9 protein-coding genes and 1 pseudogene are annotated in these 12,955 nt (G+C 49.8%); 9 read left to right on the top strand and 1 reads right to left on the bottom strand.

What is annotated here, in order from left to right; all coding sequences use genetic code 11:
- The first annotated feature begins 10 nt into the window (after nt 1-10).
- The 7 genes from E0496_RS21925 to E0496_RS21895 all read left to right on the top strand — a co-directional run bounded on the left by E0496_RS21925 (nt 11) and on the right by E0496_RS21895 (nt 9,400).
- Entirely contained in the window at nt 11-892 is an 882-nt protein-coding gene (locus E0496_RS21925; RefSeq protein WP_141503920.1) for a carbohydrate ABC transporter permease, read from the top strand.
- 39 nt (nt 893-931) lie between these two features.
- Nucleotides 932-2,629 carry an extracellular solute-binding protein gene (locus tag E0496_RS21920; protein ID WP_241674928.1) on the top strand — a complete coding sequence of 566 codons (1,698 nt, stop codon included), beginning with the start codon at nt 932-934 and terminating at the stop codon, nt 2,627-2,629.
- A gap of 87 nt (nt 2,630-2,716) precedes the next feature.
- Nucleotides 2,717-4,483 (top strand): cache domain-containing sensor histidine kinase, encoded by a 1,767-nt coding sequence (locus tag E0496_RS21915; protein ID WP_141503919.1) that lies wholly within the window; start codon nt 2,717-2,719, stop codon nt 4,481-4,483.
- Complete coding sequence (locus tag E0496_RS21910) at nt 4,458-6,092, top strand: response regulator (RefSeq protein WP_141503918.1); 1,635 nt, start codon at nt 4,458-4,460, stop codon at nt 6,090-6,092. Before E0496_RS21915 ends, E0496_RS21910 begins: the two co-directional genes overlap by 26 nt.
- 19 nt (nt 6,093-6,111) lie before the next feature.
- The gene (locus E0496_RS21905) at nt 6,112-7,800 is read left to right on the top strand and encodes a family 43 glycosylhydrolase (protein WP_161601518.1); all 1,689 of its coding nucleotides are present in this window, start codon (nt 6,112-6,114) and stop codon (nt 7,798-7,800) included.
- Between the two features lie 224 nt (nt 7,801-8,024).
- Complete coding sequence (locus E0496_RS21900) at nt 8,025-8,549, top strand: DUF420 domain-containing protein (RefSeq protein WP_139996386.1); 525 nt, start codon at nt 8,025-8,027, stop codon at nt 8,547-8,549.
- Nucleotides 8,550-8,815: 266 nt separating this feature from the next.
- Complete coding sequence (locus E0496_RS21895; RefSeq protein WP_141503916.1) at nt 8,816-9,400, top strand: hypothetical protein; 585 nt, start codon at nt 8,816-8,818, stop codon at nt 9,398-9,400.
- A gap of 354 nt (nt 9,401-9,754) precedes the next feature.
- On the opposite strand, the pseudogene E0496_RS21890 reads toward E0496_RS21895, so the two are convergent.
- Nucleotides 9,755-10,681 (bottom strand): annotated as a pseudogene (locus E0496_RS21890) (NAD(P)-dependent oxidoreductase); the annotation flags it as partial.
- 222 nt (nt 10,682-10,903) lie between these two features.
- Between E0496_RS21890 and E0496_RS21885 the strand changes: the two are divergent.
- Together E0496_RS21885 and E0496_RS21880 are read left to right on the top strand one after the other, a co-directional pair.
- Nucleotides 10,904-12,253, top strand: coding sequence for a glucose-6-phosphate isomerase (locus E0496_RS21885; protein ID WP_141503914.1), 1,350 nt, complete (start codon nt 10,904-10,906; stop codon nt 12,251-12,253).
- Between the two features lie 36 nt (nt 12,254-12,289).
- Entirely contained in the window at nt 12,290-12,922 is a 633-nt protein-coding gene (locus E0496_RS21880; protein ID WP_141503913.1) for a YigZ family protein, read from the top strand.
- The last annotated feature ends 33 nt before the right edge of the window (nt 12,923-12,955 follow it).

The following is a 12,955-nucleotide window of genomic DNA, read 5'->3' as shown; positions in this document are numbered from 1 at the left end:
GGGGAGCTACATGCATCACCGTTCGCTTAGTTACCGTATTTTTTCAGTAGGCAATAATGTATTGCTGGCGCTTTTATCATTCCTTTGCATCGCTCCTCTTCTTCATGTGCTTGCGGTATCGTTCAGCTCATCGGCGGCCGCGGATGCCAACATCGTGAAGCTGTGGCCGATTGGCTTTTCGCTTGAGGCTTATAAGGTAACGTTAGCCAATGAGTATTTCATAGGTTCATTCTTTAACTCGGTTACTCGAACCTTGCTTGGAACGGCCGTTGCAGTGGGGATGTCCATTCTGATCGGCTACTCGTTATCGAAGGAGACAAATGAATTTAAAGGACGCAATGGGTATGCTTGGTTTTTCGTATTCACGATGCTGTTCAGCGGCGGTCTGATTCCGGGCTACATGATCGTTCAAAAGCTTGGTTTGCTTAATTCGATCTGGGCGCTCGTGCTGCCTGGTGCCGTAAGCGTGTATAATACCATTTTGCTGATGAATTTCTTCCGGACCTCGGTACCGAAAGCGTTGGAGGAGGCTGCTTTCATCGACGGGGCAGGCCACTTCCGGGCATTATGGAGCATTTATTTGCCCATCTCGTTGCCTTCGCTGGCGACCATTTCGCTTTTTACAATGGTAGGGCATTGGAACGCATGGTTCGACGGTCTAATTTATATGACGCAATCGGAGAAATATCCTATGTCTACGCTGCTGCAAACGCTGGTCGTCCAGCGCGATCTTAGCAGCATGAATGTAAACGCGGATGAAATGAAAGAGCTGTCGAACCGCACGGTCAAGACGGCGCAAATCTTTATCGCGACGCTGCCGATCATAGCCGTTTATCCGTTTTTGCAAAAGTTTTTTGTCAAGGGAATTGTGCTTGGTTCGGTAAAGGAATAGTTAGAACAATAAGTGAAAGAGGCGAAGGGGGAGCTTATTTTGAAAAGATGGATAAAGCCAGTTGCTCTAATGACTACTTTAGTCATGAGTATGGGATTTCTCGGGGCTTGCGCAAGCTCGAACGGAGAAAATACAGGGAAAAACGAAGTGAGCTCGAACAACCAGGCTGCCGTCAAAAGCGTGCTGGAAGCAGGTAAATTCAGCGAGCCGGTTAAAATGGATATCGTTCGCCAGATGACGAGTGACGTTAAATTCCGGACAGGCGAGGACATTAATAACAATCCGCATGTCACGTGGGCAAAAGAAGCCTTTAACATCGACCTGAATTACGTATGGACAGCGGACAGCAGTGCCATCGATACCAAGATCAGACTGCTATTGTCTGCGAATGAGGACTTGCCGGACATCGTGCAGTATCGCGGCTCTCAGGATGTAATCGATGCGTTAATTGATTCAGGAAAATTCGTCGAGGTGGGCGATTTGTTCGAGCAATATGCAAGCGACGCTTATAAATCAGCGATGGCTGAGGATGCAAGCGTGTGGAATCCATACGTTCGCGACGGCAAAAAATATGCACTGCCTATTCTCGATTATGCCAACAATAACGATACGGTATTGTGGATCCGGGATGACTGGATGAAAAAATTCAACCTGCAGCCACCGGCTACCATCGCAGAGATGGAAACCATGATGGATATGTTCGCGAATCAGGACCCGGACGGCAACGGAAAGAAGGACACGGTTGGGCTTGCGGTAGGCTTGAAGAACGGGATGAACACATGGGGACTGGCGGATGCCGATTTTATTTTCGGCGCTTATGGCGTGATGCCGGGGCAATGGAATGCAGGCAGCGACGGGAAGCTGGCGTATGGATCGGTTCAGCCGGAAGTGAAGACGGCTCTGGGCAAGCTGAAGGAATGGATGGAGAAGGGTTATATTCATAAGGAAGCGGGCCTGCATGACGAAGGCAAGGCTGCCGAGTTGTTCTCTTCAGGCAAAGCAGGCATTGTAGCTGCTCCTTATTGGGCAGGAGGCTGGCCGCTGCCGGCGGTTAAGGAAGTCGATAAGAATGCGGATTACTCGGCATATCCGCTCCCGGCAGGACCTGATGGGAAAATCGGGCGCAGCCAATCGGGTGTGAGCAACGGGGTTGTATTGATTAACAAAAATTATGAGCATCCGGAAGCCTTCTTCCTCTATGCCAACTATCTCTATGAGAACCAAGGCAATCCGGAGGCCGGTAGCCCGCTTGAATACGGCTTTGAAGAGGGTTATGATTACTTGATTAAAGACGGCAATCCAACGTGGGACGGAGCACAGTTCCCGGCTGATCAGCCGATCATGAATCTGGGCAAGTATACGATTCTATTCGATGGCGCCCGCATTCCATCGCTAATGATGAAGACGTTAAGCGAATTGGACGGCGGCAAGGAAGCAACAAGCGCATTTGAGATGAAAGCAGCCATGGACTTGGACAAGAACATTCACGGCGGCGCAGTTAACTTTAGCCAGCTTGAGTTCGCCATGCCAAACCTGTATAACGGCTCTCCTACGAAAACCTACAAGAAGCGCTGGGATTTCCTGAACAAGAGCGAGAAGGAAACCTTCAATAAAATCATTTACGGCGACAGCCCAATTGAGGCATTTGACACGTTCGTGGCACAGTGGAAATCCTCCGGTGGCGACACGATTACAGATGAAGTCAATGAATGGTACGATTCGGTTAAAAGCAATTAAAAAGTGACATCGGGTTCAAGGCAGGCACCCGTTCCCCCGCTTGGGGGAATCGGTGCTTTTCCTTGTCGGGAGAGGGCGGCAAATCCAGTGGAGAAGTCGAATATATTCAAAAAAATATTAGCCATAATGGCTTTGCTGCTCATTCCGTTTGTGGCGCTTTATACGTACTCCAATCAAGTCAGCGTTCGCGTTGTGAAAGAGGAGATTCAGCAAAATAACCGCAACAAGCTCTCGTTTCTCGTCGAGCAAATTAATGCTGAATTTGATAGATTTATGACCTCGGTCAATAATCTGGGTATTGAGCCAAGGGTAAAAGCGTTTAGCGCGATGAATCCGGAGTCCAGCACCTACGAAACCTTTGAGTTAAAGCTGGAGCTGCAGGAGGAGTTGGAGCGGCGCGGCAAAACGGGCGGCTGGTCTCACTCCTACTCGCTTTATGCGCCGCTCTCGGATGAGGTCGTCAGCACGCACGGCTCCATAACGTTCAAGAAGCTGTTTCGGGACGAGATCGTGAATCAGCCCGTTGACCCTTTTTTGTGGATATTCGAACCGATGGACAACAATCGGGTTCCGGATTCGTTTGTATTCCGCACGGTCGAACCTTTGTCTGCTTTTGATCGAACGAAGGAAGCGGTTCTGATCGGGGAGATTCGGGTGGATGCCAAAAATCTCGGCGATATGCTTACAACCTTCAAATCGGACAGCTCGGGCGATCCTTTTCTCTATCATCCGGATTATGTGCCAATCGTGACCCGAACCGCCAATCTGGAGCGAATCGGCAAGCTGATTCCAACTTTTGTAGCGGAAAGCGGAATGACGAAAGAGCAGGGAACCTTTATTGCCTCGATTGAGGACGAGCGCTATATGGTCAACTATATCAAATCAGATACGATTGGCTGGTACTTAGTCGAATATGTTCCGCTCGAGAGCATTTTGTATCCGATAACCTCAAGCCGCAACTGGTTTTGGATCTCGATGATCGTGATCGCGATCATCAGCGTACTGGCTGCTTTCCTGCTGTACAAGCATGTCCAAGTGCCTATACGCAAGCTGTTTCTGGCGGCTAAGCGGCTGCGAATGGGGGATTATACCGTTCGGGTGGACAGCGGGAAGAAGGATGAATTCGGTTATTTGTTCGATCAGTTCAACCTGATGAGCGAACAAATTCAAAATTTGATCGATCGTGTATACGAGGAAAAGCTGCGCTCCAGGGAAGCGACGCTAAAGCAGCTTCAATCACAGATTAATCCTCATTTTCTATATAATTGCCTGTTCTTTATGAAAAATATGACCAGGCTTGGCGAGCATGACGCGGTGATGGCCATGGCGGTCAAGCTTGGTGAATATTTCCGGTATACGACGCATGTGGACCAGCAGGATACCACTCTGCGGGATGAGATTAAGCTGATTAGCAACTACTTATCCATTCAAACTATGCGCATGAGCCGGATTCGCTTTGAAATCGAGATTCCGGAAGCGATGGAGGAGCTATCCTTGCCGCGACTCATCCTCCAGCCTATTGTCGAAAATGCCATCATTCACGGCATCGAGCAGAAAGAGAACGCAGGCGCGATTGCCATTCAAGGATTCGAAGAGAAGGGTCGCTTTGCTGTTGTTATTGACGACGACGGGATTGGCTTAACGGATGAGGAGTTAGCGCGGCTAAGGGAAACCATTAATACTCCCGGTGAAGCGCAGGGCAGCTGTGGCATGCTAAATGTTCATCAACGCCTTATTCACAAGTACGGCAAGCATTCAGGGCTGGAGCTGGGGCATTCCCCAACGGGAGGATTAAGAGTCATTGTACGTTGGAAGGAGGAGGACGAGGATGTACGAGATACTGATAGTGGATGACGAAAGGTCGGTTGTGGAAGGGGTTGCCGCAACGCTGCCTTGCGAGGAGCTTAAGATCGGCACGGTGCATAAGGCCTTTTCGGTCACTGATGCGCTTACCATCATCCGACGGCATTCCGTAGACCTGATCATCACCGATATCCGAATGCCTGGCATTTCCGGTCTGGAGCTAATGGACAAGCTGAGGGAGGTTTCGCCGTCGACGCAATGTATTTTGCTTACGGGCCATGCGGAATTTGAGTATGCCAAACGCGCGATCAGCGGCGGTGCTTCGGACTATCTTCTCAAGCCAGTGAACGACGACGACTTGATTCGCGCTGTCGATAAGGCGCTGGGCACCGTCCAGAAGGAATGGGAAGAGCTTGTCTCGCGGGATAACACGCTGAGGACAATGCGGGACAACTTGCCGCTGCTTCGTAGGGACCTGCTGCTAGAGCTGCTGCAAGGGCATGCCATCGCAGGCGATGCTTTGGACGACAAGCTGGCTTCGCTTATGCTTCCATTCGCTCAGGGAGACCATGCTGCGCTGCTGCTCATCCGGCTGGAGGAACCATTCGTGCATTATGATTATAAGGATCGTACGCTCCTTGAATATGCCGTCAGCAACGTAGCCGAAGAGGTGCTTCGCGAGCACTGCCAGGTATGGTCCTGTAAGGAAGCACATGGTTATTTAGCTTTTGTGGTCAAAATTAACGAGGCCAAGGCGACGCGCGGCGTCCCGAGGCAAACGGCAAAAGAACAGCTAGAGCGGCTTGGCGAGCTCATCCAGCGGCAGGTAGAGACCTACCTTAAAGGCGCCGTATCGGTCGTGATCGGCGAGGAGGGATCTTTTCCAGAGCAGCTCGCGCTGTCGTACAGTAGTGCGCTTGCAGCTTTCCGCAAGCATATCGGAAGAGGCAAAGGCTATTTGCTTCCGCTTGGCGAGCACAGGGAGACATCGGCTATGCAGACGCTTAGGCAGCTATACGAGCCGCCGACGCTGCCGGATTTGCTTGAAGCGGGACGATGGGACGCGTTTGAGAAGAAGCTTGAGCTCATATTCAAGGAGCTCGAACTGGAATTCAGTAGCTCTGCGGAGCATGCCTTTGAGACCTTTTGCGCGGTGACGGGTGCATTAGCGTTTATTGCCCACAAAAGCGGCTTTGGCTTATTTGACTTTTTGCCGCAGAATGAGCGGGCTTCGTTAAGTTTTGAATCGTTCGAAACGTTCAGCCAGCTGCGGGACGGTTTGTTTCGCTTGGCATCGCTCATGCGTTCATCGCTGGAGCGCGAGGCGGCGGACAGCCATTCCAAGCTGATCCACAAGGTTCACCGTTTTATCGAGGATCATTTGGACAAGCCGATTTCGCTGCAGATGATCGGGGAATGCGTGCATCTTCATCCGGTTTACGTCTCGCAAATGTACAAATCGGTGACCGGAGAGAGCCTCACGGATTATATGCTTCGGATTCGGATGGAGAAATCCGCCTATTTGCTCAAAACGACAAATTTGAAAATCTATGAAATCGGCAACAAATTCAGCTATCAGAACGCACCTTATTTTATTAAGCAATTCAAAAAGGTATACGGAATGACGCCTCAGGAATACAAGGATCAGCATTCCGTTTAATCGGGAGAGGATGAATGCAATGGGGAGCACGAAGCCGGTATATAACGGGAGAGCTTGGAAGGATACGGATGGCCAGGGTATAAGGGCGCATGGCGGCTGGATGCTGCAGCAAGACGGATATTATTATTGGTTCGGGGAGGATCGCACGGATGGCAAAAAGGTGTCCTGCTATCGTTCAAGCGATTTAAGGACTTGGGAGAATAGAGGAGCCGTTCTGACGCTGCAATCCAAGGTTCAGCCGACCTACTACCGAACCTCGCTCGATCTGTATCCGCCTGGACAAAGGGACACCGGCTACGAACAAGGAGCCGTCATTGAGCGCCCAAAGGTGCTTCGCAACGAGCTGACTGGCAAGTATGTGATGTGGATGCATTGGGAGAACGGAAAAAATTATCATGATGCCCGCTGCGCGGTAGCTACATGTGATACGGTCGATGGCGAATATGTGTATCACGGCAGCTTCAATCCAATTGGCCATATGTCGCGGGATTGCACCGTGTTTCAGGATGATGACGGTACCGCTTATTTCATGTCAGCGGCCAGAGACAATGCCGATTTGCTGATATACCGACTGTCGGATGACTATTTAAGCATCGATGAGCATGTGAAGACGCTATGGCCCGGCCAGTACCGGGAAGCCCCGGCTATGATTAAGCGCCGCGGCGTATATTTCCTGATTACGTCCGCCTGTACGGGCTGGCTGCCGAATCAGGGAGCGTACGCTTATTCGGACAGCCTAACCGGGAAATGGTCGCAGCTGCTGCCGTTTGGCGATACGACGACGTTTGACTCGCAGCCCGCTTTTATTGTGCCTCTTGAAGTACAAGGCAAGATGGAATATTGGTATGTCGGGGACCGCTGGGACCCTTCCAGCTACCATGACTCCTCGTATGTGTTTTTGCCGCTAAGCTTCCCTTCGGATAAGGAGATGAAGCTGGAATGGACAAACCGGGTTGCTTTGGGCGACTTTGTAGACCTGAACGAACATTCAAAGCCAAGCAGTTTGCACCGAATTAAAAGCAGCGGTACGGAGCGTTATTTGGCTGCAGAAGCGGTAGGGGATGGGGATGCTGACAATGCTGTCAAAGCGAGCCTGGACGATGACGGTGCTACAGTGGATGGGGAAAGTGGCGTTGCCGGCCACATGGCTGACGGAACGATAGGGGATGGGGAGAGCGGCGTTGTTAGTCATATGACAGAAGGAATCATAGGAGATAGGAAGAGCGGTGATTATAGCCTCATGGCTGTAGGGACCACAACAGAAGAGAAGATCGGCGTTGTCGGTCGCGTGTTGTCTTATAAAGCGAATGAACAGAAATGGATGTTGGAAAAATCGGATGATGCCGGCTTTATTCTAATCAGAAGCTCGTCGAACGGACGTTATTTATCGGTGTCTAGTTCTACTGCTGAAATCGCAAGAATGACTAACGTTAACGGTGCTGGTTCTCATGCTGGTGAGGGAACTGGGGACATTCAGGTTCAGTTGCTGCCGCAGTGGATTCTAGGCCGCAGTGAATGGGCGCTGGAGGACGCGGATCATGGAGGCAAGCGTATCATTCGAAATCGTTTAACGGGAAAAGTGCTTACCGCTAAGTCCGTAGCTGACACTCGATCAGGAGACGCGTCCCTATATGTACAGGACGAGGCCGAACATGATTACCGTAACGGAAGGGATCCGCAGCGCTTTGAGATATTGAACGTTTTTTAATCAATCGTCTGTGATACAATTTGCCGCCACGACGCAGCTCTTGCAGAGCTGCGTCGTGGCGGTTTTTTGATTAGGTGAGGACGAGGGGTAAATGCCAAAATTCGATTTTTCGTGACATCTGCCGCTGAAATCAAATTGATTTGGACCACGCAAATCGGATATGGTTAAGTTAGAAGGAAGCGTCCGTGGCTTAAGACCCGGTACGCTTATGGGAGGCTGAGGACTTGAAAGAAAAAAACGTAGGACCCCTTGTTGCGATTTTGTCGTTGGTGCTGGTAGCGATCATTACGGTATTGTTCTTTTTGCCGGCTTATGATGGTGAAATTGGATTTGATGTGAAGCTGCTGCCGCTGCTTAATGCGATTTTCAATTGTTTTACCTTTATAGCGCTGGTCGTTGCGTTAGTTGCGATTTTAAAGAAAAATGTTCGACTTCACCGTGCGTTTATTGGGGCGGCGTTTACTTCTACGACGCTGTTTCTTGTTTCCTACGTCACTTACCATTACTTGACGGAATCAACGAAATACGGCGGAGAAGGCGCATTGCGTTCCATTTACTTTTTTGTACTGCTGACGCATATCTTGCTGGCCATTGTGGTCGTGCCTCTTGCGTTGCTCTCCGCTGTCCGCGGCTTGCAAATGAAAGTGGACAAGCATCGCAAAATTGCGAGATGGACGATGCCGATCTGGCTTTACGTCAGCTTCACAGGCGTTGTCGTGTACCTGATGATTTCACCCTATTATTCATAAAATTGCCGCGCAGCGAGTCCGCTCATTCTTGACACGCTTGCTTGGGCAACAGCATTCGTCGTCGACGCGCGATTTTGTTGCTGTATGCGTCTAACTAGCTACCCTGTTCCATCCTAAATTGGTGATAAACGGGGCACCGGTTGGAGAATGCTCAATTGAGGCGCTTATCTGCTAATTACCAAGTAAGCGCTTAGCTGCGCATTTAGACACAGTGCAAAATAACTAGTTCGGAGCGCATTAGATCTATTCCACTCAAAACAGCTCAAATGGAAGAAATAGATCTAAAAAGTAGATCTATTCCACTCAAAATAGCTCAAATGGAAGAAATAGGTCTAAAAAGTAGATCTAATGCCCCGCTTTTCTGCCAAATTGGCTCTGGAACGCTGGCTGGAAACCAAATAGATCTAAAAAGTAGATCTATTCCACTCAAAATAGCTCAAATGGAAGAAATTGGTCTAAAAAGTAGATCTAAAGCTCTACTTTTCTGCCAAATCGGCTCTGAAACGCTAGCTGGGAGCGGAATAGATCTAAAAAGTAGATCTATTCCACTCAAAATAGCTCAAATGGAAGAAATAGGTCTAAAAAGTAGATCTAATGCCCCGCTTTTCTGCCAAATCGGCTCTGAAACGCTAGCTGGGAGCGGAATAGATCTAAAAAGTAGATCTATTCCACTCAAAATAGCTCAAATGGAAGAAATAGGTCTAAAAAGTAGATCTAATGCCCCGCTTTTCTGCCAAATCGGCTCTGAAACGCTGGCTGGAAACCAAATAGATCTAAAAAGTAGATCTATTCCACTCAAAATAGCTCAAATGGAAGAAATAGGTCTAAAAAGTAGATCTAATGATACGTAATTCCGCTAAAAGAGCGACAGGGGGCTGCGAGGAGTTTGCGAGCAGCTTGATTGAAGAAGCCCCGATGGGGCTTCTTTTTTTGGGATGGATGCTGGATACTGTCTGAAGCTGCGGTAGCGGATAGTGAGTTACGAGATTGGATAGGGGAGTAGATGGCGCTACAGCAGTCATAACTGTCATAAGTAGAAGCAATAACGAAGAGCACCCGAAGTTCGCTGTTCTATGATTATTTTTCTTACAGGGGTGAAAAGTGGTAACTAGCGCTCAGCCACAGGTATCTAAGATAGTTTCCACTTCATTTCAGCCATAGGCTGCTAGAACAGCTCACTCACTCACTCACACCAACCAATAAGGTTAGTTTTCCTTAGGTGTTGGACCGCCGCTGAGCTTGCGGCCAATCCAGTGCTCATAAGCTTGTCCAACGCTGGACATATCCAGTGCGCCGAAGCCCATAGCGTCCCCGACTTGGAATAGGCTTTTGGAAGCTTCGAGAAGCGGAGTAGGCACGTTCAGACTGTCGGATAGGACGGAAGACAGCCTGAGGTCCTTCAGCATCAGCTCAAGCGAGAATTGAACGTCATAGTTGCCCTCGAGCAGCTTAGGACCTTTCATCTCGGCTGCTTTACTCGCTGCGCCGCCGGATTGGACAAGCTCAACAAAGGCGCTGCCGTCGATGCCGCCGCTTGCCGCGATGGCCATACCCTCTGCTAGGGCGACGACGTTGATGCCAACGATGGTGTTGTGCGCGAGCTTGGCGATCGAGCCGCTGCCGTTTGGCCCCATCGGAATGACCTTGCGTCCCATGGCAAGCAGGATATTTTCAACCTCGCTTAGCTTACCGGCGTCGCCGCCGACCATAAAGACGAGCGTGCCGCCCTCGGCTGCCGGTTTGCTGCCCGTCACCGGCGCATCAAGGAACGCCGCACCAATCGCCTCCGCCGCAGCCGCTAGCTCCTTGGCAAGCGTTGGCGAAATCGTGCTGCTGTCAATGAGCGTCGTTCCGCTCCGCGCACCGGCGAAGATGCCATGTTCGCCCCAGTAAACCTCGCGAATCGCCGCGTCGTTGCTGATCATGGTGATGACGACATCCGAAGCGGCTGCTACAGCTGCCGGTGTTTTCAGCGCAGCAGCACCAAGTGTTTGTAGCGTATCCGCTTTGCCAGGCGTACGGTTGTACACAGCTACCTCGAAGCCTTTGCGCAATAAATTGGCTGCCATTTCGATTCCCATCACGCCTAACCCGATAAATCCGATCTTTTTCATATTTATTTCCTCCACTCTATATTGTGTTTTATTTGATTATACAGACTCTTCATCAAGAATTCATGGTTTGTTGCTTGTTTTTATAAGGTAAATCCGATATTGTAGATGCTAAGTTGAAAAGCATTATCAAGCTTTTATTTCAAGTTTGCCCTATAAGAAGCAGCCCGTATCCTCACCCTTTAAGCTATAGGGCCAAGGTACGCCGATTGCTTCACAAAATTTTAGGAGGTTTACATTTACATGAGCAAAACAGTTCAGTTCGACTACAGCAAAGCGCTGACATTCGTCGGCAAGCATGAAATCGATTATTTGACAGAATCCGTTCGCCTCGCGCATGAGCAATTACATAACGGCACGGGTGCCGGTTCAGATTACCTTGGTTGGATCGATCTTCCGACTAACTACGATAAAGAAGAGTTTGCACGCATCCAGAAGGCTGCCGAGAAAATCAAATCCGACTCCGAAGTGCTGATCGTAATCGGCATCGGCGGTTCCTATTTGGGCGCTCGCGCAGCCATTGAAGCGTTGTCGCATTCTTTCTATAATATCCAGACAAAAGAGCAGCGCAAAACGCCGCAAGTGTTGTTCGCAGGAAACAACATCAGCTCCACTTACGTGAATCACCTGCTACAATTGGTGGAAGGCCGCGAGTGGTCGATTAACGTTATTTCTAAATCCGGTACGACGACGGAGCCTGCGATCGCATTCCGCGTATTCCGCGCAGCGCTTGAGAAGCAGTATGGCAAGGAAGAAGCACGCAAACGCATATACGCAACAACGGACAGCGAGAAGGGTGCCCTTAAGAAGCTGTCTTCCGAAGAAGGCTACGAGTCGTTTATTATTCCTGATGATGTAGGCGGCCGTTATTCCGTGCTTACAGCGGTAGGTTTGCTGCCAATCGCAGCTGCTGGAATCGATATCGAGTCCATCATGCAAGGCGCAGCAGAAGCTTCCAAAGAGTACAGCAATCCTAACCTTGCAGAAAATGAAGCCTACCAATACGCGGCAGCACGCAACGCGCTTTACCGCAAAGGCAAAGCGACTGAAATTCTCGTGAACTACGAGCCGTCGCTGCACTTTGTTTCAGAATGGTGGAAACAACTATTTGGCGAAAGCGAAGGCAAGGACTTTAAAGGGATCTTCCCAGCAGCTGTAGATTTCTCGACAGACCTGCACTCGATGGGACAGTTTATCCAAGAAGGTAACCGCAATATTTTTGAGACCGTCATTCAAGTACAAGAAGTGTCTGAACATATCACGATCGAACACGATGCAGCAGATTTGGACGGCTTGAACTTCTTGACTGGCAAAACGATGGACTTCGTTAACAAGAAGGCCTTTGAAGGAACGCTGCTTGCCCATACAGATGGACAAGTTCCGAACTTTATCGTCAACATCAAAGACATGTCGCCATACACGTTTGGATATCTGGTGTATTTCTTCGAGAAAGCATGCGCAATTAGCGGCTACTTGATGGGTGTTAATCCGTTTGACCAACCGGGCGTTGAAGCATACAAAAAGAATATGTTCGCATTGCTTGGCAAACCAGGCTTCGAGAAAGAAAAAGCCGAGCTGGAAGCAAGGCTGTAATAGGCCAGCTTGTTCGGTATACGGGAGTTTTAGCTTATGCTTGATAGGTATAGAACGGTAAGACAGCAGGCGAATGCCGAGATCGTTATCAAGAAATCGCGATTCATCGGCTACGCCAAACCCGTAGAGTCGGAAGAGGAAGCGGTCGCGTTCATCAATGAAATCAAGCAGCTGCATAAGCAGGCAACGCATAATTGCTCCGCTTATATGGTGGGCGAACGCGATCAGTTCCAGAAGGCTTCTGATGACGGCGAGCCAAGCGGAACGGCAGGAAAGCCGATTCTTGAGGTGATCAAGCATAAGGGGCTGAAAAATATCGCTGTCGTTGTGACCCGGTATTTCGGAGGCATTATGCTTGGGGCTGGTGGACTCGTACGTGCCTATACCGATGGCGCAGTGGCGGGCATCGAAGCTGCCGAAGAGATCGTGAATGTACTCCACAAGGAAATATTCGTTGACGTGGACTACACATGGTATGGCAAGCTAGAGAACGTGCTGCACGGGAGAGGTACTCGCGTTGGCGGGACGGATTTTACGGACCGAGTCATCGTGCGCTGCTTGCCGGAAGCACCGGAAGCGGATGCTTTTACCGCATGGATCACCGATTTGACGCAAGGGCAAGCCATCATTACAGAGGGCGAGCTTGTCTATTATATTGAAGGTGAATAGCAGAAGAGGAGGATCGGCCAATGCCGATTCTCC

Origin of the sequence: Paenibacillus luteus (assembly GCF_006542765.1) — a bacterium.
GTDB lineage: Bacteria > Bacillota > Bacilli > Paenibacillales > Paenibacillaceae > Pristimantibacillus > Pristimantibacillus luteus.
The sequence above is the reverse complement of the archived record's forward strand: the minus strand, read 5'-3'. Positions and strand labels throughout refer to the sequence as shown.